The 24,649-nt window shown below is 70.8% G+C and carries 25 protein-coding genes; 22 read left to right on the forward strand and 3 right to left on the reverse strand.

What is annotated here, in order from left to right; all coding sequences use genetic code 11:
* Positions 1-51 precede the first annotated feature (51 nt).
* From ABEA30_RS06640 to ABEA30_RS06685, 10 genes are all read left to right on the forward strand, one after another.
* Positions 52-606, forward strand: a complete 555-nt coding sequence (locus ABEA30_RS06640) for an NADPH-dependent FMN reductase (protein ID WP_345580830.1) — start codon at positions 52-54, stop codon at positions 604-606.
* A 207-nt stretch (positions 607-813) separates the two neighbouring features.
* A complete protein-coding gene (gene nhaA, locus ABEA30_RS06645) occupies positions 814-2,259 on the forward strand; it encodes a Na+/H+ antiporter NhaA (RefSeq protein ID WP_345580833.1) in 1,446 nt (481 codons plus the stop codon).
* Between the two features lie 82 nt (positions 2,260-2,341).
* Positions 2,342-3,055, forward strand: coding sequence for an ABC transporter ATP-binding protein (locus ABEA30_RS06650; protein WP_345580836.1), 714 nt, complete (start codon positions 2,342-2,344; stop codon positions 3,053-3,055).
* On the forward strand, positions 3,052-3,813 hold the full coding sequence (locus ABEA30_RS06655; RefSeq protein ID WP_345580839.1) for an ABC transporter permease: 762 nt from the start codon (positions 3,052-3,054) through the stop codon (positions 3,811-3,813). Before ABEA30_RS06650 ends, ABEA30_RS06655 begins: the two co-directional genes overlap by 4 nt.
* 14 nt (positions 3,814-3,827) lie before the next feature.
* Positions 3,828-5,003, forward strand: coding sequence for a sensor histidine kinase (locus tag ABEA30_RS06660; RefSeq protein ID WP_345580842.1), 1,176 nt, complete (start codon positions 3,828-3,830; stop codon positions 5,001-5,003).
* Positions 5,000-5,611: a response regulator transcription factor gene (locus ABEA30_RS06665; RefSeq protein WP_345580845.1), complete on the forward strand. Its 612-nt coding sequence runs from the start codon at positions 5,000-5,002 to the stop codon at positions 5,609-5,611. Before ABEA30_RS06660 ends, ABEA30_RS06665 begins: the two co-directional genes overlap by 4 nt.
* Positions 5,612-5,689: 78 nt before the next feature.
* A complete protein-coding gene (gene cysE, locus ABEA30_RS06670) occupies positions 5,690-6,517 on the forward strand; it encodes a serine O-acetyltransferase (RefSeq protein WP_345580848.1) in 828 nt (275 codons plus the stop codon).
* Positions 6,518-6,575: 58 nt separating this feature from the next.
* Positions 6,576-7,004 carry a CBS domain-containing protein gene (locus ABEA30_RS06675; RefSeq protein WP_345580851.1) on the forward strand — a complete coding sequence of 143 codons (429 nt, stop codon included), beginning with the start codon at positions 6,576-6,578 and terminating at the stop codon, positions 7,002-7,004.
* Positions 7,001-7,417, forward strand: coding sequence for a rhodanese-like domain-containing protein (locus ABEA30_RS06680; RefSeq protein WP_345580854.1), 417 nt, complete (start codon positions 7,001-7,003; stop codon positions 7,415-7,417). Before ABEA30_RS06675 ends, ABEA30_RS06680 begins: the two co-directional genes overlap by 4 nt.
* A gap of 89 nt (positions 7,418-7,506) precedes the next feature.
* Entirely contained in the window at positions 7,507-7,941 is a 435-nt protein-coding gene (locus ABEA30_RS06685) for an MBL fold metallo-hydrolase (RefSeq protein WP_345580857.1), read from the forward strand.
* 9 nt (positions 7,942-7,950) lie between these two features.
* On the opposite strand, the gene ABEA30_RS06690 is transcribed toward ABEA30_RS06685, so the two are convergent.
* Positions 7,951-8,760 (reverse strand): aldose epimerase family protein, encoded by an 810-nt coding sequence (locus ABEA30_RS06690; RefSeq protein ID WP_345580860.1) that lies wholly within the window; start codon positions 8,758-8,760, stop codon positions 7,951-7,953.
* A 47-nt stretch (positions 8,761-8,807) separates the two neighbouring features.
* Here ABEA30_RS06690 and ABEA30_RS06695 point away from each other — a divergent pair, with 47 nt between their 5' ends.
* The 12 genes from ABEA30_RS06695 (at position 8,808) to ABEA30_RS06750 (ending at position 22,823) form a co-directional block, all read left to right on the forward strand.
* Positions 8,808-9,320 carry a GNAT family N-acetyltransferase gene (locus tag ABEA30_RS06695; protein WP_345580863.1) on the forward strand — a complete coding sequence of 171 codons (513 nt, stop codon included), beginning with the start codon at positions 8,808-8,810 and terminating at the stop codon, positions 9,318-9,320.
* Between the two features lie 69 nt (positions 9,321-9,389).
* Entirely contained in the window at positions 9,390-9,890 is a 501-nt protein-coding gene (locus ABEA30_RS06700) for a phosphoribosyltransferase (RefSeq protein WP_345580866.1), read from the forward strand.
* A gap of 3 nt (positions 9,891-9,893) precedes the next feature.
* Positions 9,894-10,133 carry a hypothetical protein gene (locus ABEA30_RS06705; protein WP_345580869.1) on the forward strand — a complete coding sequence of 80 codons (240 nt, stop codon included), beginning with the start codon at positions 9,894-9,896 and terminating at the stop codon, positions 10,131-10,133.
* A gap of 161 nt (positions 10,134-10,294) precedes the next feature.
* Positions 10,295-12,349 (forward strand): transketolase, encoded by a 2,055-nt coding sequence (gene tkt, locus ABEA30_RS06710; protein WP_345580872.1) that lies wholly within the window; start codon positions 10,295-10,297, stop codon positions 12,347-12,349.
* A 132-nt stretch (positions 12,350-12,481) separates the two neighbouring features.
* Positions 12,482-14,158, forward strand: a complete 1,677-nt coding sequence (gene sppA, locus ABEA30_RS06715) for a signal peptide peptidase SppA (protein ID WP_345580875.1) — start codon at positions 12,482-12,484, stop codon at positions 14,156-14,158.
* A gap of 76 nt (positions 14,159-14,234) precedes the next feature.
* Positions 14,235-15,935: a VanW family protein gene (locus tag ABEA30_RS06720; RefSeq protein WP_345580878.1), complete on the forward strand. Its 1,701-nt coding sequence runs from the start codon at positions 14,235-14,237 to the stop codon at positions 15,933-15,935.
* A 62-nt stretch (positions 15,936-15,997) separates the two neighbouring features.
* Positions 15,998-16,318: a ferredoxin gene (fdxA, locus tag ABEA30_RS06725; protein WP_345580881.1), complete on the forward strand. Its 321-nt coding sequence runs from the start codon at positions 15,998-16,000 to the stop codon at positions 16,316-16,318.
* Positions 16,318-17,415, forward strand: a complete 1,098-nt coding sequence (dapC, locus tag ABEA30_RS06730; RefSeq protein WP_345580884.1) for a succinyldiaminopimelate transaminase — start codon at positions 16,318-16,320, stop codon at positions 17,413-17,415. Before fdxA ends, dapC begins: the two co-directional genes overlap by 1 nt.
* Positions 17,416-17,518: 103 nt before the next feature.
* Positions 17,519-17,962 (forward strand): chromate transporter, encoded by a 444-nt coding sequence (locus ABEA30_RS06735; protein ID WP_345580887.1) that lies wholly within the window; start codon positions 17,519-17,521, stop codon positions 17,960-17,962.
* A 29-nt stretch (positions 17,963-17,991) separates the two neighbouring features.
* The gene (locus ABEA30_RS06740; RefSeq protein WP_345580890.1) at positions 17,992-18,810 is read left to right on the forward strand and encodes a chromate transporter; all 819 of its coding nucleotides are present in this window, start codon (positions 17,992-17,994) and stop codon (positions 18,808-18,810) included.
* Between the two features lie 208 nt (positions 18,811-19,018).
* Entirely contained in the window at positions 19,019-20,875 is a 1,857-nt protein-coding gene (locus ABEA30_RS06745; RefSeq protein ID WP_345580893.1) for an ABC transporter ATP-binding protein, read from the forward strand.
* Positions 20,868-22,823, forward strand: a complete 1,956-nt coding sequence (locus tag ABEA30_RS06750; protein ID WP_345580896.1) for an ABC transporter ATP-binding protein — start codon at positions 20,868-20,870, stop codon at positions 22,821-22,823. The genes ABEA30_RS06745 and ABEA30_RS06750 overlap by 8 nt, the downstream gene beginning before the upstream one ends.
* Positions 22,824-22,884: 61 nt before the next feature.
* On the opposite strand, the gene ABEA30_RS06755 is transcribed toward ABEA30_RS06750, so the two are convergent.
* Both ABEA30_RS06755 and dapD read right to left on the reverse strand, forming a co-directional pair.
* Entirely contained in the window at positions 22,885-23,703 is an 819-nt protein-coding gene (locus tag ABEA30_RS06755; protein WP_345580899.1) for a hypothetical protein, read from the reverse strand.
* Between the two features lie 2 nt (positions 23,704-23,705).
* Positions 23,706-24,641 (reverse strand): 2,3,4,5-tetrahydropyridine-2,6-dicarboxylate N-succinyltransferase, encoded by a 936-nt coding sequence (dapD, locus tag ABEA30_RS06760; RefSeq protein WP_345580902.1) that lies wholly within the window; start codon positions 24,639-24,641, stop codon positions 23,706-23,708.
* Positions 24,642-24,649: the final 8 nt, after the last annotated feature.

Genomic DNA, 24,649 nt, shown 5'->3' on the forward strand with positions numbered 1-24,649 from the left:
GCCAATCAAATGGTTAATCTTTCAACTAGCAAGAACTTCGAAAGGTTTTCCATGCGCATCGGATACATCGTCGGCTCCCTGTCGTCGACCTCGATCAACCGCTCGCTCGCCAAGGCCATCGGCGGCGTCGTTCCCGCAGGTGTCGAGTACGTGGAGATCAACATCTCCGACCTCCCCCTGTACAACCGCGATGCGGACGTCGACTACCCGCAGGTCGCCCGCGACTTCAAGGTCGCCGTGGCCGGGGTCGACGCCGTGATCTTCGTGACCCCCGAGTACTCGCGCACCATCCCCGCCGCGCTCAAGAACGCCCTCGAATGGGGCGGCCGCCCGTGGGGCACGTCGGTGTGGGGCGGCAAGCCCGCCGCCGTCATCGGCACCTCGCCCGGCAGCGTCGGCACCGCCATGGCGCAGCAGCACCTGCGCAACGTGCTCGCCCACCTCGACATGCAGGTGATGGGCCAGCCCGAGGCCTTCGTGCAGTACCGCGACGGCGACCTGGGCGAGGACGGCAGCCTGCAGTCCGAGAGCCTCCGCGCCATCGTCGAGGGCTTCGTCGGTTCGTTCTGCGCCTTCGCGGGCTTCCAGGAGCGCCAGGCCGCCTGAGGCTGACCGGCAACACACTGCAACACCCGGCGTGGGCACTGCTCGCGCCGGGTGTTCCGCATTCCGGGGGGCCTCGCGGCAGCGTCCCGGGTGCACGATAGGTTCTCCCTGTTGCCACCGGCTGCAACAATTGGCAACCCGGAAGGGGGCCGGGGTGTGGGGCGTAATTTTGCGTCAATCACCCCAGGCGACGAACTGGAGAATTCAATGACGACCACCGTGATGCAACGGCCCTCCGCGGCCGCGAGGCTCCGCCTCTGGGTGACCCGCGAAACCACGGGTGGGGCGCTGCTGCTCGCCGCCGCGCTGGTCGCGCTGATCTGGGCCAACACCCCATGGAGCGAGGCCTACCACGCGCTGTCCGAGTTCGAGGTCGGGCCGGAGGCGCTGCACCTCCACCTGCCGCTGGCGGCCTGGGCGTCCGACGGCCTGCTCGCCCTGTTCTTCTTCCTCGTGGGCGTCGAACTCAAGCACGACCTGGTCCTCGGGTCCCTGCGCAACCTCAAGGAGGCCGCCGTCCCGGTCTTCGCGGCCATGGGTGGCATGGCCATGCCGGCCGTCATCTACACGGTCGTCATCGCGGTGACCGGCGACTCCAGCGCCGCGCACGGCTGGGCGATCCCCACCGCCACCGACATCGCCTTCGCCCTGGCGGTGCTCGCGGTCTTCGGCCGCGGCCTGCCGCGAGCGCTGCGCATGTTCCTGATGACGCTGGCCGTCGTCGACGACCTGCTGGCGATCATCGTCATCGCCGTGTTCTACACCAGCGACCTCAACATCGTCATGCTGCTGGGCACCGTCGCCGCCGCCGTCGCGTTCTGGTTCGTGGTGCGCACCAGGCGTTGGCCGCGTTGGGTGCTGTTGCTGCTGGGCCTCGTGGCCTGGTGGTTCATGCACTCCTCCGGCGTGCATGCCACCATCGCGGGCGTCATCCTCGGCTTCTGCGTGCCCGCCCGACCCGTCCACGGGGAGGAGGAGCCGCGCACGCACCAGATCAACGACGCGTTGCAGCCGCTCTCGGCCGGCATCGTGCTGCCGGTCTTCGCCTTCTTCGCGGCCGGGGTCACGTTCATCACGGGAGAGGGCATCGGCGAGATCCTCCTGCAGCCGGTGGTGTTGGCCATCGTGCTGGGCCTGTTCGTCGGCAAGATCACCGGCGTGCTGCTGACCACCACGCTGGTCACCAAGCTCACGCCGCTGCGGCTGCCCGACGCCATCGGCCTGCGCGACCTCGTGCCGGTGGGCCTCATCTGCGGCATGGGCTTCACCGTGTCGCTCCTGATCGCCGACCTGTCGTTCGCCGACGGCGACCACACCGCCGGCGGCAAGATCGGCGTGCTGCTGGGCACCGCGATCTCCGCCATCGTCGGCGCCATCGCGTTGTCCAGGGACGCGCGGATGGCCCGCAGCGCCGACATGAACCTCGACGGCGTTCCCGACGTCCACACCGAGCCCATCACCGGGCAGGAGCGCCGCGAGTTGGCGTGGCGCACCGACGTGATCGGGTTCATGGACGGCGACGACATCCCCGACCCCGACATGGAGTACATGGCGGCGATGGACGGCGTGGACCTCGACGTCGAGACCGAGTTCGTCGACTCCATCGAGGAGGAACGCGAGGGCCGCTACGGCCCCGAGCCGGATGAGGACTGAGCCGCCGTCATCCGATCGGATGACCCCGGGTCGAGCTTCCTGACGGACGTGCCCCGGGCACGGGTGCGAGACGATGGGTGACATGGCACTCATCGACGTCACCGGCCTCACCAAGAGCTACGGCGCGCACCGCGTCCTCAAGGGCATCGACCTCCAGGTCCACGAGGGCGAGATCCTGGGCGTCCTCGGGCCCAACGGTGCGGGCAAGACCACCACGGTCGAATGCATCGGGGGCCTGCGCACGCGCGACGGCGGCACCGTCACCGTCGACGGCATGGACCCGGCCGACGAACCGCAGGGCCTGCGTGAACTGGTCGGCATGCAGCTGCAGCAGTGCCGGCTGCCCGCCAAGATCAAGGCCCGGGAGGCGCTCGAGCTCTTCGGCTCCTTCTACGGCGACCCCGTCCCTGCGGGCGAACTCCTCACCCGCTTCGGGCTGGCCGACCATGCCGAGAAGCGCTTCGAGCAGCTGTCCGGTGGCCAGCAGCAGCGGCTGTCGGTGGCGTTGGCGCTGGTGGGCCGCCCCCGCATCGCCATCCTCGACGAGCTCACCACGGGCCTCGACCCGTCGGCCCGCCGCGAGATCTGGCGCTACCTGACCGCCCTGCGCGACGCCGGCGTGACCATGGTCCTCGTGACGCACTCCATGGAGGAGGCCAGCTACCTGTGTGACCGCGTCGTGGTCATCGACGGCGGGGTCATCGTCGCCGACGCCCCTCCGGCAGTGCTCGCGGAGGGGCACCGCTCGCTCGAGGAGGCCTACCTCGAGCTCACCTGGAAGGAGCCCGTGGCATGAGCGCCACCGTCGCACTGTTCCGCAACGAGGCCCGGATGCTGGCGCGCACGCCCGGCGTCCTGGTCTGGTTCACGCTGCCGCTGCTGGCGGCAGTGGTCATCGCGGCCATCCCGGCTGCGCGCAACCCCAACCCCGGCTTCGGCGGGTTGAGCGTCAGCCAGGCGTACACGCCCACCTTGACGATGTTCGCCATCTCGATGACGGGCCTGGTGCTGCTGCCGCAGATGCTGGGTGACTACCGCGAACTGGGCTTCCTGCGCAGGCTGCGCACCACGCCGGCCTCGGCCGCGAACCTGCTCACCGCGTTCCTGGCGCTCATGGTGCTGCTGTGCGTCGGCGCGGCGCTGTTCATCGCCGTGGTCCCGCTGTTCTTCGGCGCTGGCGGCGCGGAGCGCCCGTTCAGCTACGCGGGCGCGGTGCTGGTGTCGACGGCGGCGTTCCTCGCGATGGGCACCGTGCTGTCGGCGGTCATCAGCAGCCCCAAGGCGGCCAGCGGCATCGGTACCGCGCTGGCGGCGACGCAGTGGTTCGCCTCGGGCATGTGGTTCCCGCGCGCGATGTTCCCGGAGTGGCTCACGATCGTGTCGGACCTGATGCCGGGCGGCGCGGCCACGCGCCTGATGAGCGACGCCGCCTTCGGCACGGCGCCGGGCGCGGCCGAGGGCTGGATCGCCTCGCCGGTCACCAGGGTGGCGGTGTGCGTTGCCTGGACGGTCGTCGGCGTGGCCGTGGCGATCCGGACCTTCACGTGGGAGTAGGCGAGGATGGGGGCATGCAGCAACGCGACTGGTCCACCGCAGTGGCGGCGCTCGTGCTGCTGGCCTTCTCGCTGACCGGGGCGCTGCTGCTCGTGTCGCTGGCCCCGGAGATGTACCGGCCGTGGACCGTCGTCTGGTTCGTGGGGCTCGCCGTCGTGGCGGCCGTGCTGCGGTGGTTCCTGTCGGCGGCGGGGCGCGGGTCGGTCCGCGGGCGGTTGCTCTTCTGGGCGCACACGGCGTTGGCCGCGACCCTGGTGCTGCTCAACCCGCTGTTCGGCCTCTACGGCTTCTACGGCTACGTCGACGCCTCGCGCCTGGCCCGTGGCCGGGAGTTGGCTGCGGGCGTGGCCGCGACCGCCGTCGTGTGTGCGCTGTCGCAGACGGGCGGGCCGCCGTCGGCGCTGTTCACCCCGCTGTTCATCGGGTTGTTCACCGCGGTCAACCTGGCCATCGCCGGCGCCATGGCGCGGGCGGACCGCGGACGGCAGCGGCACACCGAGGAACTCGAGCGGGCCCATGCCAGCCTGATGCGCGCCCAGGAGGACAACTCCGCGCTGCAGGCCGAGTTGGTGGCGCAGGCCAGGGACACGGGGGTCGCCGAGGAGCGCGCCCGGCTGGCGCGCGAGATCCACGACACCGTCGCGCAGGACCTCGTGGCGATCATCGCCCAGTTGGGGGCGGTGTCGAGCACCGACGACGCCGCCGAGCGTGAACGTCGACTGGAGCTGGTCCACGAGACGGCCCGCAAGGCGCTGGCCGAGGCGCGCCGCTCCGTGCGGGCGCTGTCGTCGCCGCGCCTCGACGAGGCCGACCTGGCCACCGCGCTGGGGGACCTGCTCACTGCGTGGCGCCAGCTCCATGGTGGCCAGGCGAGGCTCATCGTCGACGGCGACCCCCGCCCCAGCGGCAACGACCCCGCGCTCCTGCGCATCGCACAGGAGGCACTCTCCAACGCCCGCAAGCACGCGGCCGCCAGCACCGTGCAGATCGAGCTGGGCTACGAGGCCGACCAGGTGCGCGTCACCGTCGCCGACGACGGCGCGGGCTTCGACCCGGCCACCACCCGGCCCGGAGTGGGGCTGGCCAGCATGCGCGGCCGCGCGCAGGACGCCGACGGTGAGCTCACCGTCGACACCTCGCCGGGGCGTGGCACGATCGTGACGGCGACCCTGCCCGGGAGGTGGCGATGATCCGCATCGTGATTGCAGACGACCACCCCATCGTGCGCGACGGCCTGGTGGCCATCCTCGGGCGCGAGGACGACATCGAGGTGGTGGGCCAGGCAGCGGGCGGGCACGAGGCGGTGGCGGTGGTTGCCGGGGCCGACCCCGACGTCGTGCTCATGGACCTGCGGATGCCGGCCGGCGACGGCGTCCCGGCCATCGCGGAGTTGCGCGCCCGGTCCGCCACCCGCCCCCGCATCCTGGTGCTGACCACCTACGACACCGACCAGGACATCCGGCGCGCGCTCGAGGCCGGCGCCGACGGCTACCTGCTCAAGGACACGCCGAGGGCGGAGTTGCTGGACGCCGTGCGGCAGTTGGCCGCCGGGCGGCCGGTGCTGACGCCCAAGGTGCTCAGCGTGCTCAGCGGCCGCACCGTCGAGACGCCGCTGACCGAACGCGAGTTGGAGGTGCTGCGCGAGGTGGCGGCAGGCGGCACCAACCGCGAGGCGGCGGCCAGGCTGTTCATCAGCGAGGCGACGCTGAAGACGCACCTGTCGCGCGTGTTCGGCAAGCTGGGCGTGGGCGACCGGGCCGCGGCCGTGCGGGTCGCCTACGACCGCGGCCTGCTCTGATTGCCCACGGCGAACACCGGCGAGCGGTGCGAGCGCGGCAGGTAACCTGTTGCGCGAGTCGACTGGAAAGAGGCTGCCATGGACCCCGCCCTCATCGTCCCCGACGACCAGATCTGGGACGCGATCAAGCGCGAGTGCCGCGAAGCCGCGGACAACGAGCCGCTGCTGGCCGGTTTCCTGCACGCCACGATCCTGAGCCAGCCCGACGTCGAGGAGTCGCTCGCCTACATCCTCGCCAGCAAGCTCGACAGCCCCACGCTGCCGGCGCTGGGCCTGCGCGACATCTTCCACGACGTGCTCCACGAGCAGGAGTGCATCCAGGAGGCCATCCGCGCAGACCTCCAGGCCGTCGTCACCCGAGACCCGGCGTGCCCCGGCTACGCCAACCCGCTGCTGTACTTCAAGGGCTTCCAGTCGATCCAGGCCTACCGCGTCGCCCACTTCTACTGGACGCACGACCGCAAGCCGCTGGCGCTCTACCTCCAGAGCCGCATCTCGGAGGCCTTCGCCGTCGACATCCACCCCGGCGCGAAGATCGGCAAGGCCATCATGTTCGACCACGCCACGTCGGTGGTCATCGGCGAGACCGCCGTCGTCGAGGACGAGTTCTCGATGCTGCACGAGGTCACGCTCGGTGGTTCCGGCAAGGAGGGCGGGGACAGGCACCCGAAGATCGGCCGCGGCGTGATGATCGGCGCCGGCGCCAAGGTGCTCGGCAACATCAAGGTGGGGGAGTGCGCCAAGATCGGCGCAGGCTCGGTCGTGCTCAAGGACGTCGAGCCCCACACCACCGTCGCGGGGGTGCCCGCGAAGGTGGTCAACGTGCCGCCCGCGTCGCTGCCGGCGTTCGACATGATCCAGACCCTGGGCAATGGCAACGGCAACAGCCCGGCCTCACCGGCCTGACGCCGCAATCAGAGCGTCGAACTGCTGCGCCAGAGACACATTCGCGTTAGTTTGGGGCATGCGGATCAACGAAGTCATACACAACAAGGGAAGCTCGGTCATCACGGCGCGGTCTGACCAGGACGTCAGGCACCTCGTCGATCTGCTGGCCGACAATCGCATCGGTGCAGTGGTCATCACGGACGACGGCGACACGGTCGTCGGCATCGTGGGCGAGCGTGACATCGTGCAGGGCCTGCGGAAGTTCGGCCCTTCGCTGCTTGACCGCTCCATCGCCGACGTCATGGATGCAGACGTGCACACGTGCGGCATGGACGACGAACTGGCCGCCGTCGCCACCGACATGACGCGGTTCCGGGCCAGGCACCTCCCGGTGATCGTCGACGGCCACCTCGCGGCCATCGTGTCCATCGGCGACATCGTCAAGAGCCGGATCGACCAGCTGCAGACGGAGCAGGAGCACCTCGTGAAGTACCTGCACGGATGACCCGCGGGCCAGGTGAACCGTTGCGCCGTTCGGCGCAGGAGCTCGTGGCCGAGGCCAGCGCCGTCGCGCCGCCCGTGGCGCTCGACGACGCCGTCGGCCTGCTCGACGACGACTCGGTCCTGTTCGTCGACATCCGCGAACCCGGCGAACTGGAGAGACTCGGCACCATCCCCGGCGCCTACCGGGCGCCGCGCGGCATGCTCGAGTTCTGGGTGGACCCGTCGTCGCCCTACTACCGCAGGGCGCTCGACGACGGGCGCAGGCTGGTGCTCTACTGCGGCTCGGCCTGGCGTTCCGCGTTGGCCGCGGCGTCGCTGCACGAGATGGGCCGCACCGACGTGACACACCTCGACGGCGGGTTCAGCGCATGGGCCGAGGCTGGGCACCCCGTGACTGCGTTCGCACCGAGGTGATCGGCTCCCGGACGCGGCGTCGCGCATTCGTCCGGCGCGACCTGGGGGACCCCACCCACAGGGATGGTCCCAGGGCTAGTGTGGCGCGTATGCAGTCAATCCTGGGGGACGAAGGTCTGCCGCCCGTCATGCTCGCGGCCACCGGGGGTGGGCGCAACACGTGGTTGGTCGGCGACGAGCGCGAGGTCATCGCCGTCGACCCCGTGGCGGACCCCGACGAGGTCCTCGACGTGGTCGACGGGCGGCGCGTGGTCGCCGTGGTCTGCACCACCGACCCCCATGGCAACGCGGCGGTGGCCACCCTGGGCGAACGGACCGGGGCGCCCGTCTGGGCCACGCCCCACGTCGGGCAGGAGTTCACCGTCGGCGCCGTCACGCTGCAGGTGATGCAGCCGCCGAACGGGCACCGCGGGGTGTGGCTGTACTCGCCGACCCTGGGCTGCGTGTTCACCGGGGATGCGCCCACCGACGGCGGGCTGGGGCTGCCACCCGAGACGATCATCTACCCGGGCCACGGCGGCTGAGGCGGCCCCTCAGACCTCGATGGTCATCGCCAGGCGGTGCACCCCGCCGGCGGGGATGGTCACCGCGCCCGTGCGCACGTTGCCGAACTCGACGCAGATGAACTGCCGCCACTCGTCACCCGGCAACTGGTCGTTGCCCTCGCCCGGGTTCCACACCACGGTACGGCTGGCGCCGTGGCTGCTGAGCCGGCGGGTGCGCACGCCGTCGTTGATGAACACAGGAGGGGCGGACTCGTAGACGAGGTCGGTGCGGCCGTCGAACGTGAGCGGTTCGTCGTGGCTGCCCGGCGCCCAGCCATCGGCGGCATCCTGGAAGCCGACGCCCTCCAGCCCGGTGACGGTGACGGTCGTCGCGTCGACGCGCAGATAGGGGTGGAAGGCCTGGTCGACGACGACGCTGCTGCTGGGCGAGGTGATGGTGAGCGTGGCGGTCAGCGCGGACGCGTCCATGCAGATGTCGAGGCGGTAGCCGAGGTCGTCGGGGTACCGGTCGGCGCCGGGCAGGTGCGCGACGTCCGCCGAGCCGAGCGTCATGACCACCTTGGCGCGGTCGTCGCTCTGCTCCACCAGGTCGGTGCGCCACGGGACCCGGCTGACGAGGCCGTGCGAGTGCGGCACCACCCAGTCACCCCGGCCCGCGCCGAACCACGGCGCGCAGACGGGGATGCCGCCGTGCCACATGTCGCCCGGGGTGAGCGCTGCCTCGGCGGACACGAACAGGACGTCGTCGCCGCCACGCGGGCGCCAGGACAGCACGCACCCTCCCAGCTCGGCGACGCGCGCGGTGCCCCACGCGCCGGTCAGTTCATGGATCCTCATGCCAGCGAGCGTACTGCCCGGCCTCGTGCCGCCCCTAGGATTGACCCATGCCGACCATTCGCCCTGCCCATTCCAGAGACATCCCGGCTATCACCGACATCTACAACGAGGCAGGGGTCGGCACGACGGCGTCCTATGCGCTGGAACCGGTCACCGTGGCAGACCGCGAGGCGTGGTTCGAGCGCCTCACCGCGGCCGAATTCCCGGTGCTGGTCCTGGAGGACCCAGAGGGCCTCGTCGTCGGCTACGCGAGCTACGGCCAGTTCCGGCCCCTGGAGGGGTACCGCCACACCGTCGAGCACAGCGTCTACATCCGTTCGGGGCATCGCGCCGCCGGCGCCGGGCGCATGCTGATGACCGCGCTGATCGACTACGCGCGCGGCAGGGGAGTGCACGTCATGGTGGGCGTGGTGGACGGCTCCAACGAGGACTCGATCGCCTTCCACCGTCGGCTCGGCTTCGAGGAGGCCGGCCGCCTGCCGCAGGTGGGCCGCAAGTTCGGCCGCTGGCTCGACGTGGTGTTCCTGACGATGATCTTCGAGGGCAACGAGCCGAACTGACGCGCAGCCGCGTTCCGCGCTACTGAGGGTTGCCTGAGCCCCCGGGGGGTTTCCCACTAACATTGGCCCATGGCTTATCACGCGGACGCTCGAGACCTCACGGACAAGGAAATCCTCACCTGGGAAGGCTTCGGTGACGCCCAGCGGGAGCTGTCCGTCGCCGTCGCGGACTCCGACTTCTTCCCCGAGGTCATCATCGCAGTGGCACGGGGCGGCATGACGCTGGCCGGCGCGATGACCTACTCACTGGGCGTGAAGCTCACCGACGCGATCAACGTCGAGTTCTACACCGACGTCAACGAGACGCTGGCAGACCCCGTCCTGCTGGCCCCGATGCTCGACACCGAGTCGATCGCCGAGCGCAAGATCCTCGTCGTCGACGACGTGGCCGACTCGGGCCGCACGCTGCACCTGGTGATCAAGCTGCTGCGCGGGTTCGGCGCCGACGTGCGCTCGGCCGTGCTGTACTCGAAGCCCCGCACCATCGTCGAGCCCGACTACGTCTGGAAGGCCACCGACAAGTGGATCGTCTTCCCGTGGTCGGCCGAGCCGCCCGTCACCCAGGAGTGAGACATGGCTGAGATCCGCAAGTTCGACCCCTCCGACGGCGAGGGGCTGCAGAAGCTCGTGCGTGAGGCGCTCGGCGAGACGACGCGCCCGGTGACGCCGGGGGAGCCCAAGCCGACGGAGTCGGCGGCGGAGCCCCGGAACGCCGACGACGACGCGTCCGAGGCGTCGGCCGCCGCGCAGGTGCCCAACCACTTCCTCTTCGGGACCGGCGGTCCCGCGGGGGCCGGCGGCGGTTCCTGGTGAACCGTTGCCGCAACCTTGGGCAGTTGCCCAATGTTGCAGCCGCGTCCCGCCCGGCCCACGGGATCACGGGGCGCGCAGGATAGTCTTGTGCGCATGAGTGCCGCAGCGAAACAAAGAAGCCTGTACTGCGCCGCACACCTACGAGTTAGTTAGGAACAACCGTGACTCTTGAGTGGACCGAGAAGGACGCCCGCGCCGTGGACACCGCCCGGATCCTCGCCGTCGACGCCGTCGAGAAGGTCGGCAACGGGCATCCCGGTACGCCGGTGTCCCTGGCCCCCGTCGCCTACCTGCTGTACCAGAAGGTGATGAACAGCGACCCCACCGACGACCTGTGGCTGGGCCGTGACCGCTTCGTCCTGTCGGCGGGCCACGCCTCGCTGACCCAGTACACGCAGCTGTACCTGGCGGGCATGGACATGGAACTGGAGGACATCGCCGCGCTCCGCACCTGGGGTTCGAAGACCCCTGGCCACCCGGAATACATGCACACCAAGTTCGTGGAGTGCACCACCGGCCCGCTGGGCGCCGGCATCTCCAACGCCGTCGGCATGGCCATGGCCGCTCGCCGTGAGCGTGGCCTGTTCGACCCGGAGGCGCCCGAGGGCGAGTCGGTGTTCGACCGCACGATCTACACCATCGCCGGTGACGGCTGCCTCCAGGAAGGCGTCGCGTCGGAGGCCTCCTCGCTGGCCGCCACGCAGAACCTCGGCAACCTCGTGCTGATCTACGACGACAACCGCATCACCATCGAGGGCCAGACCGACATCGCGTTCAGCGAGGACGTCAGCGCCCGCTACGCGGCCTACGGCTGGCACGTGCAGCACGTGGACTGGACCAACGGTGGCACGGAGTACAAGGAAGACGTCCAGGCCCTCTACGACGCCATCGAGGCCGCCAAGGCCGTCACGGACAAGCCGTCGTTCATCAAGCTGACCACCGTCATCGGTTGGCCGATGCCCACCAAGCAGGGCATGGCCGCCGTCCACGGCTCGAAGATCGGTGGCGAGGAGATCAAGGCGCTCAAGGACGTGCTCGGCTTCGAGCAGGAACCCTTCGCCGTCGACGTCGATGCCGTCAAGCACGCCCGTGAGAACGCCGCCTCCCGCGGCAAGGCCGCCCGCGAGGCGTGGGACGCCAGGTTCGAGGAGTGGAAGAAGGCCAACCCGGAGCGGGTCGCCCTGTTGGAGCGTATCTCCGCCCGCAAGCTGCCCGAGAACTTCTCCCTGCCGGTCTTCGAGGAGGGCAAGAAGTCGACCCGCGCCGCGTCCGGTGAGGTGCTCGCCGCCCTGGCAGACCAGCTGCCCGAGCTGTGGGGCGGCTCCGCCGACCTCGCCGGCTCGAACAACACGACGATGAAGGGCGAGCCGTCCTTCCTGCCCGAGGCCCGCACCACCAAGGAATGGCCCGGCAACCCGTACGGCCGCACCCTGCACTTCGGCATCCGCGAGCACGCGATGGGCGGCATCGTCAACGGCATCAACCTGTCGGGCCTGACCCGCTCCTACGGCGGCACGTTCCTGGTGTTCTCCGACTACATGCGCCCCGCCGTCCGCCTGGCCGCCCTGATGAAGGTGCCCTCGGTGTTCGTGTGGACGCACGACTCCGTCGGCGTCGGCGAGGACGGCCCCACGCACCAGCCGATCGAACACCTGGCCGCGCTGCGCGCCATCCCGAACCTCGACGTCGTGCGCCCCGCAGACGCCAACGAGACCTCCGTCGCCTGGGGTGAGGTGCTGCGCCGCACGGATCGCCCGGCCGGCCTCATCCTGTCGCGTCAGGACCTGCGCACCGTCGCCCGCGGCGAGAAGTTCGCCTCGGCCGAGGGCGTCGCCAACGGCGCCTACGTGCTGAGCGAGGCCTCGGCCGAGCCGAAGCTGATCCTGATCGCCACCGGCTCCGAGGTCGCCGTCGCGCTCGACGCGCAGGACGTCCTCGAGGCCGACGGCGTGCCCACGCGCGTCGTGTCGATGCCCTGCCAGGAATGGTTCGAGGAGCAGTCCGACGAGTACAAGGAGTCGGTGCTGCCCGCGTCGGTCACCGCGCGCGTCAGCGTCGAGGCCGGCATCCAGATGGGGTGGGCGAAGTACATCGGCCCCAAGGGCGCTTCCGTCAGCATCGAGCACTACGGCGCCTCGGCGTCGGGCTCGAAGGTCTTCGAGGAGCTCGGCTTCACCGGCGAGAACGTCGCCTCCGTCGCCAAGTCCATCCTGTGACGCCCGCGCCCTGACCCCAGGGCCACTCGCGCAGACCCCGTCCACCGCGTGGGCGGGGTCTTCGCGTGCCCGGGCCGCCGTCGACGACGGTCCGCCCGGCCCGGCCTTCGGGGCCCACGTATCCTTGGGGCCATGAGCCTCAAGGACGTGCTTGGCAAGATCGTCGGCGACAAGCCGGTGGTACTCGAACTGGACCTGGCGCGGGGGGTGCTGGTCGCGAAGCCGACCAATCCGCTGCAGGCCGTCCAACTCATCAACAGCCCCACCGTCGCGGCGCTGCGCGAACACCTCACCGCGGCAGCCGACGACGAGCGCGTGCTGGGACTCATCGTGCACGCCACGCCCACCGGGCTCCAGCTCGCCCACCTCGAGGAGATCGCGGAGCTCGTCGAGCAGTTCGGCACGAAGAAGACGACCATGGCGTGGGCCGAGTCGTTCGGTGAACTCGTGCAGGGCCTGGGCGCCTACCGGCTGGCCGCCTCCGCCCAGGAGGTCTGGATCCAGCCCACCGGCATGCTGGCCATCGAGGGCGTCGAGCTGTCCATCACGCTGCTCAAGGGCCTGCTGAACAAGGTGGGCGTCGAGCCCCAGTTCGGCCAGCGGCACGAGTACAAGACCGCCGCCAACACCTACGCCTCCGACGTCGTCACCGGGCCGCACCGCGAAATGATGCAGCGCATCGGCCAGTCGGTCGTCGACGGCGTGGTCGAGGCCATCGCACGCCTCCGCAACCTCCCCGTCGACCAGGTGTGGGAGGCCGTCAACAGCTCGCCAGTCGAGCCCGAGCGGGCCCGCGAGCTGGGGCTCGTCGACCACATCGGCTACCGCGACGAGGCCTACGCCCATGCGCTCGGCGAGTGGGGCGCAGACCCGGAGAACCTGCTGTTCGCCCACCGCTACACGTCCAGGGCTGCGTTGGTGAGGAAGCTGCGCCCGAAGCAGCCCAAGGTGGCCGTCGTCAGCCTCCGCGGCGCCATCGTGACCGGTCGTGGCGTCCGCACGCCCGTCGGCGGGGAGCAGGCAGGGGCCGACGTGGTCGACGAACACCTCCGCGCCGCACTGCGCGACGACGACGTCAAGGCCGTCGTGTTCGACGTGGATTCGCCCGGCGGCTCCGCCGTCGCCTCCGACTTCATCCGTCGCTCGGTGCTGCGGCTGAGGGAGGCCGGCAAGCCCGTCGTCGCGCACATGGGTGCCGTCGCGGCCTCCGGCGGCTACTACGTGGCCATGCCGTCCGACGAGATCGTGGCGCAGGCCTCGACGCTCACCGGTTCCATCGGCGTGCTCGCCGGCAAGATGGTCACGCAGCGGCTCTACGACAAGCTGGGCCTGGTCCGCGAGACCATCCACGTGGGGTCGGCGGCCGGTGCGTTGTCCAGCGCCCACGAGTTCACCGACGAGGACTGGGAGCGCCTCGACGCCTGGCTCGACCGCATCTACCTGGACTTCACCACGTTCGCGGCGCAGGACCGGGGCATGGACTACGAGGATCTGGAGCGCATCGCCCGCGGGCGGGTCTGGACCGGCGCCGACGCGAAGGAGCGGGGCCTGGTCGACCACCTCGGCGGCCAGCGGCTCGCCGTGGAACGGGCCTGCGCGCTGGCCGGGCTGAACCCGGACACGGTGAAGCTCGGGCACGTCGGCGACTCCGGCCTCCTCGACCTCCTCAGGCCCGCCACGTCGTCGGAGACGGTGGCCGGGGGAGCGGCCGTCGCGGATGGCGAGCAGCTGCTCGCGGCGCTCGCCGCCCGCGTGGGGCTGATCAGCCGGGGCGCGCTCAGCGTGCCGTGGGGGTTGCGGATCTCCTGACGCTGTTTTGGGAGTGGTTGCCCTGCAAACGTACGATGGACCCCGCTTGTGCCGACGTGGTACGCGAGGGGTGGATGTGAGTAGAGCCAGCAAGATCGTCATCGGTTGCGTCATCGGGGTGTTGATCCTCGTGGGCGGAACCTACGTCGCTTCGTACTTCGTGGCGGGCAACCAGGTACCCGCGCAGGCAGCCGTCGACGGCGTGGCCATCGGTGGCCTGTCGCCCGACGGGGCGCGCGAGCAGCTCGAGGCGGAGTTCTCCCCGAAGCTGGCCGAGCCCCTCACCCTCAGCGCCGGCAGCGTCACCACCGACATCGTGCCGGCCGACGCCGGGTTGGGCTTCGACTACGAGGCCACCGTGGTCAACGCCGGCGGCGGCCACTCCTGGAACCCCGCAGACATCTACGAGACGCTCACCGGCGGCAGCGAGGTGGCCCTCGTGCGCACCGTCGACGAGGACGCGCTCCGCTCGGCCGTCGAGGCGAAGGCGGCCGAGTTCGCCGTCGCCGGCGTGGACGCCACCGTGAAGTTCGAGGGCGGCAAGATCGTGCGCACCCCCGCCACGGACGCCCAGGCGATGGACGTCGACGCCACCGTCGCCACCGCCAAGCAGGCGTTCGAGGAGGGCCGCGGCAACGTGGCGGTGACGCTGGCCACCACCCCGGCGGCCGTCACCGACGCCATGGTCGACGACGTCGTGAAGAACTTCGCGGAGCCGCTCATCAGCGGCCCCGTCATCCTCACGCACGAGGACGTCCAGATGGAGATCGCACCCGGTTCGCTGGCAGAGGCGGCCTCGCTGGACGTGGAGGGCGAGAAGATCGTCGGCACCCTCGACACCGCGGAGCTCTACGAGCAGACCGCCGAGGCCCGCCGCGCGCTGGAGCTCACGGAGGCCAAGGACGCAAGCTTCAAGTTCGAGGGCGGCAAGGTCGTCGTCGTGCCCGCCGTCACCGGCGTGCAGCTGACCGAGGAGGCCTTCGCTGCCGCCGTCGACAAGGCCGCCACGGCCTCCGGCGACGCCCGCACCGTCCCCGTCGAGGTCGAGACCCTCGAGCCCGAGTACACGACGGCGGAGGCCACCGCGCTGGGGCAGTTCACCGTCATCGGCGAGTTCACCACCAACTACCCCCACGCCGCCTACCGCAACAACAACCTCGGCCAGGCCGCCAAGACGGTCAACGGCACCGTCCTGATGCCCGGTGAGGTCTTCTCCCTCAACGACACCCTCGGCGAGCGCACCACCGCCAACGGGTACGTCGACGGCTACGTGATCAACAAGGGCAGGCTGGTGAAGGAGTCGGGCGGCGGTATCTCGCAGGCGGCCACCACGCTGTTCAACGCCGCCTTCTTCGCCGGCTATGAGGACGTGGAGCACAAGCCGCACTCGCTCTACTTCGACCGCTACCCGGCGGGCCGCGAGGCAACCGTGTACTACGGCTCGCTCGACATGCGCTTCAAGAACAACACGGACTACCCGGCCATCATCCAGGGCTACATCAGCCCCTCGTCGGCGTCGAAGCGTGGGTCGATCACCTTCAAGATCTGGTCCAAGCCTACGTGGGACGACGTGACGTCGACCGAGCTGAAGAAGTCGGGCTTCTACAACGGCGCGGAGCGCACCATCACGGGTGACCCCGCGTGCGAGCCGCAGGCACCGATCCAGGGCTTCACCGTCAACTGGGAACGCCTATTCCACAAGGACGGCAAGGTTGTCAAGAGGGAACCCTTCAGCTGGAAGTACAGCGCGGGCGACAAGATCACCTGCCAGCCCTGACGTGGGAGCTCCCCACAGGCCGGCGCGCTAAGCTGGGGCACGCCCGCCTGTAAGGAGAAACTGTGACGTACATCATCGGACTGCCTTGTGTCGATGTGAAGGATCGCGCCTGCGTCGAGGAGTGCCCCGTCGACTGCATCTACGAGGGCAACCGCATGCTCTACATCCACCCGGAGGAGTGCGTGGACTGCGGTGCCTGTGAGCCGGTGTGCCCCGTCGAGGCCATCTACTACGAAGACGACGTGCCGGAGGACCAGGCCGAGTTCTACGACGTCAACGTCCAGTTCTTCGACGAGATCGGCTCGCCCGGTGGCGCCGCGAAGCTGGGCACCATCGACAAGGACCACCCCGTCGTCGAAGCGCTGCCGCCGCAGGCCAACTGATGGGCCTGGCGGCCCGCCTGCCCGATTTCCCGTGGGACACGCTGGCTGACGCCAAGCGCGTCGCCAGCGCGCACCCGGGCGGGCTGGTGGACCTGTCGGTCGGCACGCCCGTGGACCCCACGCCGCAGCTGGCCGTCGACGCGATGGCCGGGGCGGGGGACGCGCACGGCTACCCGACGGTGTGGGGGACCCCGCAGACCCGTGCCGCCATCCGGGCCTACCTGGAGGGCCGCTGGGCGTCGGTCGAACTCGCCGACGAGGGCGTCATGCCCGTCGTCGGCACCAAGGAACTCGTCGCCTGGCTGCCCCTCCTGCTCGGAATCGGGCCATCGGACGCCGTCGTCTTCCCGGAATGCGCATATCCGACGTACGAAGTCGGTGCGCTGGTAGCGAACGCCGAACCACTGCCCCTCGATGACCCGGGCGCCGTTCCGGACCACGCCAGGTTGATCTGGATCAACTCACCGGCCAACCCGACGGGCCGCATCCTCCCGCTGGAGGCGCTGCGGGCGTTCGTCGCCGCCGCCCGCCGAGTGGGTGCGGTGCTGGCCAGCGACGAGTGCTACGGCGAGTTCGCCTGGGACGCCGAGGCCATCTCCGTCCTCGACCCGAGGGTCAACGACGGCGACCTCACCGGCCTGCTGGCCGTGCACTCCGTCTCGAAGCGGTCGAATGCTGCGGGCTACCGGGGCGGGTTCGTGGCGGGGGACCCCGCCGTCGTGCAGCCGCTCATCGTGGCGCGCAAGCACCTGGGCATGATGCTGCCGGCACCCATGCAGGCCGCCATGGCCGCGATGTTGGGCGACCAGGCGCACGTCGAGGAGCAGCGGGGCCGCTACCTGGGTCGCCGCGCGGTGCTCAAGCCCGCGCTGGAGGCCGCCGGTTTCCGCATCGACGACTCCGAGGGCTCGTTGTACCTGTGGGCCACGCGCGGTGAGAACTGCCGCGCCACCATCGACTGGTTGGCGGAACGCGGCATCCTCGCAGCCCCCGGCGACTTCTACGGCGCCGCCGCCGCGCAACACGTGCGGGTGGCGCTCACCGCCACCGACGAGCGCATCGCAGCGGCGGCCGAGCGGCTCACCGCCTCCCGGTGAGGCTCGAGGCGTAGCCAGCCCCCGCCCGACCCCCCGTGACGGCGGCCGGTAGGTTGGCCCCGAAAGGGGTGCGTTGACTGCGATGGGAGCCGGACGGCGGGGAATGCTGGAGCTGGTGGGCTCCATGCTGAAGGTGGGCACCATCGGCTTCGGCGGAGGCGCCGCGCTCATCCCCGTGATGGAGAAGGAACTCGTCGGGCGGGGCACGCTCGACGAGAGGACCTTCGGCACCCACACGCTCATCGCCAACATCACGCCTGGCGCGCTGCCGGTCAAGCTCGGCGCCCTCGCCGGCGCCGAGGCCGGCGGCTGGCTGGGCTCGCTGCAGTCCGCGCTCGCCGTCGCCCTGCCGGGGGCCGCAGCGACGGTGGGGTTACTGGCCGGCTTCACCGCCATCGGCGCCGGGGCCATGCGGTTCGTGGAGTTCGCCGCCGTCGGCATCGCCGCGTTCATCATCGTGCTGCTGGGCGAGTTCGTCGCCAAGGTGCTGCGCGCCGGCGGCCGCCGACTGCGTGTCTACCTCGTGGTGGTCACCGCCTCGTCCTGACCACCGGGGCCAACCAGCTGGTCGCCGCGGTGGGGGAGTTGCTCGGGCAACGGTGGCGGCCCGCGCTGCCGCAGCTCGACGCACTGCAGCTGGTCCTCGTCACGCTCGCCGTCATCGGCGTGTGGTCGCTGTGGCGCCGCAACGACCCGCCCATGCCCGCCTCGAAGCAGCCGGCGCGCCCGGCCCGCGCCGCGTGGAGTTCCGCCGCGGTCTTCACGGCGCTGGTAGCGGCCATCCTGATCGGTGCGGTGCTACTGGGCGGCGCGGAGTTCCTGGGGCTCATCGGCCTGTCCACCGTGACCTCGTTCGGCGGCGGCGAGGCCTACGTCGGCGTGGCCGACGGGTTCTTCGTGGCCAGCGGCATCGTGCCCGCCGCCGAGTTCTACGGTCAGGCCGTGCCGGTGGCCAATGCGCTGCCCGGCCCCATCCTGGTCAAGATCGCCTCGGCCGTCGGCTACTCCTACGGCCTGCAGAGCGGCGGCCCGCAGGTGGGCCTGGCCTTCGCCGTCGCCGCCTTCGTGCTGTCGGTCGCGGCGTGTTGCGCGGTCGCGATGCTGCTGATGGGCGGCTACGGCAGGATCTCCAACTCGGCGTTGGTGCGACGGCTCGGCGCCTACGTGCTGCCGGTGATCTGCGGCCTGCTGATCACCACGTGCCTGTCGATGGTGCGCGCCAACATGGACATCGCCGAGCGCGCGGAGCTGCCGGACGCCGCCGTCGGGTGGGCCACCGTGCTCGGCGCGTTCGGGCTGTGGTGGCTGCAGAGGAGGTTGCGGCTGCACGACGTGGTCGTGCTGCTGATCGCCGGCGGGGCCAGCCTCGCGGCGCTGGCCGTGGCTGCAGGTTGACAGCCTTCGAGGCGTGGGCGTAGCGTGGCGCTCGAAGTCGATGGGAGGTGCCGCACATGTTGAATACATTCCTTGTCGCGCTCCCCGGTCGGCCGCGCCTGGTTGCTGCCGCCTGACCGCCAGCCCGCGCCCCTCGACGCCCCGCGTCACCCCCTCCTCCTGACACCCTTCTGTCGCGTCGTCACGACGCCATCCAAGGACTTCTCACATGCTCTCGCCCCAACGCGGCCGCTTCGACTTCCCGCCGTCCATCCCTGCCTCCGACGCACCCGACGTGCGTTCGCCGAGCCGTTTCCTGTTCTGGCTGATCCGCTCCTACGGCTGGGTCGTGCCGGCCATGACGCTGGCCGCCTCCTCCTGGATGGTGCCCGGCGCCCTCACCCCATGGGTGCTGGGCCGCGCCATCGACGCCGGCATCATGCGCGGGGACCGCACTGCCGTCGTCGGCTGGGTGCTCCTGCTGGTGGGCGTCATCGCCTTCGGCGTCGTCGGTGGCATCCTCTTCCACACCTACGCGGTGCGGATGTGGCTGCTGGGCATCTACGGCATCCAGCGGCGCGTCTCGCGCAAGGCCGTGCGCCTCGGCCACGTGCTGAACCGGCGCGTGCCCACCGGCGAGGTGCTGAGCGTCTCGGCCTCCGACGGCGACCAGTTCGGCGCCACGGTCGACGCGTTCGGCAGCGTGATCGCAGCGTTCGTCAGCTTCCTGGTGGCCACCACCCTGATGCTCACCACCTCGGTGGAGCTGGGCCTCGTGGTGCTGATCGCCACACCGCTGCTGCTGGCCGCCTCCACGCCGGTGCTGCGGCCGCTGACGGCGGCGCAGGGCGCGGAGCGCACCGAGAACTCGTCACTGACCTCGATGGCCACCGACATCGCCACCGGGCTGCGGATCCTGCGCGGCATCGGCGGTGAGAAGACGTTCGCGGACAACTACGCGCGCCAGTCGCAGAAGGTCCGCGGGCTCGGCATCCGCCTGGGCACCTGGCAGGCCGTGGTGGAGGCCATCAGCGTGCTGCTGTCCGGCCTGCTGCTGGTGGTGCTGGTCTACCTCGGGTCGCGGCAACTGCTCGAGGGCACGCTCAGCGTGGGCCAACTGATCAGCTTCTTCGGCTACGCCGTGTTCCTGATGACGCCCATGCAGATGTTCTTCGACTTCGCCCAGAAGTGGGTCCAAGGCCTCGTCAGCGCGCAGAAGACCAGCGCGCTGCTCGGCGCGGACCTGCCCTGGCCCGACGGTGGGCGAGCGCTGGGCAGCGAGCCCGTGCTGCACGACGAGGCCTCTGGCGTCACCGTGCGGCCCGGCCGGATGCTGGGCATCGTGTCGGCGGACCCCGACGTGTCGGCGGCGCTCGCCGACCGGTTGGGCCGCTACCTGCCCGAGGCGACGGAGGATGAACCCGACGACGAGGGTCTCTCCGGCAAGGCGCTGCGCCGGGCCCGGAAGGAGCGGCTCGCCGCCCGCAGGCGTCGGGCGGAACGCGACGCCGAGGCCGCCCGGAAGCCCTGGGGCGTGACGGCCGACGGCGTCGACTACCGCGACCTCGACCCGGCAGGGCTGCGGCGCCGCGTCGTCGTCTCGCACACCGGTGCCAGCCTGTTCGCCGGCACCCTGCAGACGGCGGTGGACCCGTGGGGCACGCACTCACGGGAGGCCGCTGAGCAGGTGCTGGTGACGGCCTCGGCCGAGGACATCTTCGAGTCGCTGCCGGGTGGCTGGCAGGGCCGCATCGACGAGAAGGGCCGCGGCCTGTCGGGCGGCCAGCGCCAGCGCATCGTGCTGGCCCGGGCCCTGCTGCTCGACCCCGAGGTGCTGGTGCTCGTGGAACCCACGTCCGCCGTCGACGCGCACACCGAGGCCCGCATCGCGGAGCGGCTGGCGGCGGCACGGCGTGGCCGCACCACCGTCGTGGTGACGGCGTCGCCGCTGCTGCTGCGCTGGGCCGACGAGGTCGCCGTGCTGGTGGACGGGCGCGAGGTGGCCCGCGGCAGCCACGACCAACTACATGACAACACCCACTACCGCCGCATCATCGCGCGCGGCATGGAGGACCACGATGAGTGAACTACTGGCGGGCTCCGCCCGCACCTGGCGCACCGAGCCGCCTGAGCCCAGGCTGCCGGAGATGTTGCGCGCCCTTCGACCCGACGCGGGGCTCGCTGACGTCCGTCGCCCGGCCCAGGGGCCCAACGGCAGGCTTCGTGCGCTGTTGGCCCGGCACCACGTGCGCGGCGCCAACGCGCAGGCCATCTACCGCGACTCCCGCGCGCCCGAACACGGGTTCCCCGTGGCCTCGTCGAAGGTGGCCGTGGGGTTCCTGGGTGACCTGATGACCAACCGCCGCGCGCTGCTGCTGTGGGCCATCCTCGCCAACCTCGCGGCTGCGGGCACGGGCCTGGTGGCGCCGTTCCTGCTGGGCGACCTCATCGACCGGGTGACCGGCGGCCGGCTGGCGCTCGACGCCCTGACCTCGACGGTGCTGCTCATCGCCGGCGTCGTGGTGCTGCAGGCGCTGTTCACGTTGGCGGCACGGCGCGTCTCGGCCGTGCTGGGCTACGACCTGTTGGCCGCCGCCCGCGAGGAGGTGGTGCGCATCGTGTTGCGCCTGCCGCTGGGCCACGTCGAGTCATCCGGCTCGGGCGACCTGCTCACGCGCATCACCTCCGACGTGTCGAAGATGGGCGTGGCGGCACGCTGGGCCATCCCCACGCTGATCGTGTCGGTGGTGCTCATCGGCGCCACGCTGGTGGCGATGCTGCTGAACTCCTGGTTGCTCACCCTGCCCATGCTGTTCACCGCCGCCATCATGATCTTCGGCGGGCGCTACTACCTGTCGCGCGCGCCGGCCGGCTACATCGCGGAGTCGCGTTCGTATTCGGTGATCAACACCACCACCACCGAGACCGTCGAGGGTGCCCGCACCGTCGAGGCGCTCGGGCTGGGGGAGTTGCGCGTGGCGCAGCTCGACGAGGACACCGAGGTCTCGGGGCAGGCCGAGCGGTACACCATGACGCTGCGCAACATGCTGTTCGGCATGGTGGACGCCTCGTTCCAGCTGCCGCTGGTGGGCATCGTCCTGCTCGGTACGTGGGGCTACGGCAACGGCTGGGTCACCATCGGGCAGATCACGACGGCGGCGCTGTACGTGTCGCAGCTGTCCGGCCCGCTGGACCGCGTCATCGCGGTGCTCGACCACCTGCAGCTCGGCCTGGTCTCCACCGCGCGCCTCATCGGCGTCGCGCAGGTCGACGACGACCGCACCCCGGGCGAGGCGGTGCCCGAGGGCATCAAGCTGACCGGGTCCGAGCTGCGGTTCGGCTACCGGCCGGACGTCGACGTGCTGCATGGCGTCGACGTCGACCTGGTGCCGGGGGAACGACTCGCCGTCGTGGGACCGTCGGGTTCCGGCAAGTCGACCCTGGCCCGGCTCGTGGCCGGCATCAACCGGCCGCGGGAGGGTGAGGTCACCGTCGGTGGGGTCGACGTGATGGACCTGCCGCTGGACCGCCTCCGCACCGAGGTGGCGCTGGTGACGCAGGAGCACCACGTCTTCGTCGGGTCGGTGCGCGACAACGTGGTGCTGGCGCGCGAGACGACGGCCTCGGACGCCGAGGTGGAGGACGCGCTCCGGGCGGTGGACGCGTGGGGCTGGGTGTCGCGGCTGCCGGGAGGGATCCACGCCCAGCTGGGCCACGGGAAGACCAACCTGACGCCCGCCCAGGCGCAGCAGGTGGCGCTTGCGCGGCTCATCGTCGCGGACCCGCACACGTTGGTGCTCGACGAGGCGACGTCGCTGATCGACCCGTCGTCGGCCCGCCACCTGGAGGGCTCGATGTCGGCGCTGCTCGACGGCCGCGCGGTCATCGCGATCGCGCACCGGCTGCACACCGCCCACGACGCCGACCGCATCGCGGTGGTGGACGGCGGCCGGATCGTCGAGCTGGGTTCTCACGACGAGCTCATGGGGCTGGACGGCCAGTACGCGCACCTGTGGCGCACCTGGCGCAGCTGAGGTTGCCTGAGCCCACCGCCTGCGAGGAACGAGCAGCGCGGCGGGCGGAGGGGCTCGCGGCTCAGGAAGCGGTGATGGTCAACTCTTCGCCGGGGTTGCGCAGGGTTGACCATTGCTGCGAGTCGGACTTCCACTCGCGGTCCGCCAGCTGCACGCGCACCAGCGCGGCGTCGTAGGAGTTGGCCACCACGTGCTGGGCGGCGGCCCACGCCGTGGTCTCGTCGGCGGCCTTGATGCTCAACCCGCCGTCGGACTCCTCCACCGTGAGCTGAGGCCCGAAGGCCTGTAGCACGCGGAGGAGCCCGGCGCGGTCAGGGCTGGAATCTGGCTCGAAGCTGACGCAGCCCAACGACGCGGGGACCGATCCCCGCAACGCGCCCGCGACGGCGCGCGAGTTCTCCTCGTGCTTGCGGTACGCCTCGGGGTGGCCGCTGCGCTGCACCTTCTGGGCGATGTCGTTGACGTCCGTGGTCTCCCAGTTCGTGAACTTCACCAGCTCCTCGTAGAAGCGGGCGGAGGAGTACCACGGGTCCATGATCTGCTCCTCCGTGCCCCAGCCGTAGGAGGGTCGCTGCTGGAAGAGCCCGAGCGAATCACGGTCGCCGTAGTCGAGGTTGCGCAGGCCGGATTCCTGGTAGGCCGTGGCCAGCGCGATCACGGCGGCCTGCTCCGGCAGGCCGAGCTCGACGGAGGCCGCCACGATCACCGAGGCGTTGCGCGCCTGGGCCGGCGAGAGGGTCAGCGACCCACCGGAGGTGGCCACGTGGCACACCTCTGGCGTGATGCGCTGCTTGACGTAGCGGTAACCGAACCAGGCGCCCACCCCGAGGCCGCCGACCACGAGGACCGTGACGAGCGCCACGATCAGTGGTCTGCGCATCATCAGTCGTTCGCGTGGAGGGTCGAGTTGAGCTCGACCTTCTGGCCGCGGCGGTGGCGGGCGATGACGTTGCCGTGCACCGAGTCGCGGAGGAACAGCAGGTCGTCCTTGCCGCTCAGCTCGCGGGCCTTGACCACGCTGCCGTCGCCCAGGGTGACCTTGGTGCCGGCCGTGATGTAGAGGCCGGCCTCGACCACGCAGTCGTTGCCCAGCGAGATGCCCACACCGGAGTTGGCGCCCAGCAGGCAGCGCTCGCCGAGGCGGATGACCTCCTGGCCGCCGCCCGAGAGGGTGCCCATGATGGAGGCGCCGCCGCCCACGTCGGTGCCGTCGGCCACCACGACGCCGGCCGAGATGCGGCCCTCGACCATGGAGGTGCCCAGCGTGCCGGCGTTGAAGTTCACGAAGCCCTCGTGCATGACGGTGGTGCCCTCGGCCAGGTGCGCGCCGAGGCGGACACGGTCCGCGTCGGCGATGCGCACGCCGCTGGGGACGACGTAGTCGACCATGCGGGGGAACTTGTCGATGCCGTAGACGGTCAGCTGCTCGCCGCGGGCGCGCAGGAGGACCCGCACCCGCGAGACGTCGCCGACGCGGACCGGGCCCGTCGTCGTCCACGCGTTGTTGGGCAGGACGCCGAAGATGCCGTCGAGGTTGACCTGGTGGGGCTGGACGAGACGCGCGCTCAGGAGGTGGAGGCGCAGGTAGGCGTCCTCGACCGTCTCGGGCTTCTCGTCGAGGTTGATCCGGGTGCGGACCACCTTGGTCTCCACCTGGCGGATCTCGTCGACGTACTGGGCGTCGGCCAGCAGCGAGCTGGGCTCGTCCGTGCAGTCGGAGCCCAGCTTGGGCTCCGGGTACCAGGCGTCGAGGACGGCCCCGGTGGTGTGGACGGTGGCCAGGCCCCAGGCCCAAGCGGTGCGGGTCTCATTGGTCATGCGGGCAA

The sequence above is a fragment of the Tessaracoccus lubricantis genome (genome assembly GCF_039544535.1).
In the GTDB taxonomy this organism is placed as follows: Bacteria; Actinomycetota; Actinomycetes; order Propionibacteriales; family Propionibacteriaceae; genus Arachnia; species Arachnia lubricantis.

Excerpts from the sequence above, each read along its gene's own strand:
- ABEA30_RS06640 (WP_345580830.1), top strand. The coding sequence starts at position 52 with ATGCGCATCGGATACATCGTCGGCTCCCTGTCGTCGACCTCGATCAAC.
- nhaA (WP_345580833.1), top strand. The coding sequence starts at position 814 with ATGACGACCACCGTGATGCAACGGCCCTCCGCGGCCGCGAGGCTCCGC.
- ABEA30_RS06650 (WP_345580836.1), top strand. The coding sequence starts at position 2,342 with ATGGCACTCATCGACGTCACCGGCCTCACCAAGAGCTACGGCGCGCAC.
- ABEA30_RS06655 (WP_345580839.1), top strand. The coding sequence starts at position 3,052 with ATGAGCGCCACCGTCGCACTGTTCCGCAACGAGGCCCGGATGCTGGCG.
- ABEA30_RS06660 (WP_345580842.1), top strand. The coding sequence starts at position 3,828 with ATGCAGCAACGCGACTGGTCCACCGCAGTGGCGGCGCTCGTGCTGCTG.
- ABEA30_RS06665 (WP_345580845.1), top strand. The coding sequence starts at position 5,000 with ATGATCCGCATCGTGATTGCAGACGACCACCCCATCGTGCGCGACGGC.
- cysE (WP_345580848.1), top strand. The coding sequence starts at position 5,690 with ATGGACCCCGCCCTCATCGTCCCCGACGACCAGATCTGGGACGCGATC.
- ABEA30_RS06675 (WP_345580851.1), top strand. The coding sequence starts at position 6,576 with ATGCGGATCAACGAAGTCATACACAACAAGGGAAGCTCGGTCATCACG.
- ABEA30_RS06680 (WP_345580854.1), top strand. The coding sequence starts at position 7,001 with ATGACCCGCGGGCCAGGTGAACCGTTGCGCCGTTCGGCGCAGGAGCTC.
- ABEA30_RS06685 (WP_345580857.1), top strand. The coding sequence starts at position 7,507 with ATGCAGTCAATCCTGGGGGACGAAGGTCTGCCGCCCGTCATGCTCGCG.
- ABEA30_RS06690 (WP_345580860.1), bottom strand. The coding sequence starts at position 8,760 with ATGAGGATCCATGAACTGACCGGCGCGTGGGGCACCGCGCGCGTCGCC.
- ABEA30_RS06695 (WP_345580863.1), top strand. The coding sequence starts at position 8,808 with ATGCCGACCATTCGCCCTGCCCATTCCAGAGACATCCCGGCTATCACC.
- ABEA30_RS06700 (WP_345580866.1), top strand. The coding sequence starts at position 9,390 with ATGGCTTATCACGCGGACGCTCGAGACCTCACGGACAAGGAAATCCTC.
- ABEA30_RS06705 (WP_345580869.1), top strand. The coding sequence starts at position 9,894 with ATGGCTGAGATCCGCAAGTTCGACCCCTCCGACGGCGAGGGGCTGCAG.
- sppA (WP_345580875.1), top strand. The coding sequence starts at position 12,482 with ATGAGCCTCAAGGACGTGCTTGGCAAGATCGTCGGCGACAAGCCGGTG.
- dapC (WP_345580884.1), top strand. The coding sequence starts at position 16,318 with ATGGGCCTGGCGGCCCGCCTGCCCGATTTCCCGTGGGACACGCTGGCT.
- ABEA30_RS06735 (WP_345580887.1), top strand. The coding sequence starts at position 17,519 with ATGCTGGAGCTGGTGGGCTCCATGCTGAAGGTGGGCACCATCGGCTTC.
- ABEA30_RS06745 (WP_345580893.1), top strand. The coding sequence starts at position 19,019 with ATGCTCTCGCCCCAACGCGGCCGCTTCGACTTCCCGCCGTCCATCCCT.
- ABEA30_RS06750 (WP_345580896.1), top strand. The coding sequence starts at position 20,868 with ATGAGTGAACTACTGGCGGGCTCCGCCCGCACCTGGCGCACCGAGCCG.
- ABEA30_RS06755 (WP_345580899.1), bottom strand. The coding sequence starts at position 23,703 with ATGCGCAGACCACTGATCGTGGCGCTCGTCACGGTCCTCGTGGTCGGC.
- dapD (WP_345580902.1), bottom strand. The coding sequence starts at position 24,641 with ATGACCAATGAGACCCGCACCGCTTGGGCCTGGGGCCTGGCCACCGTC.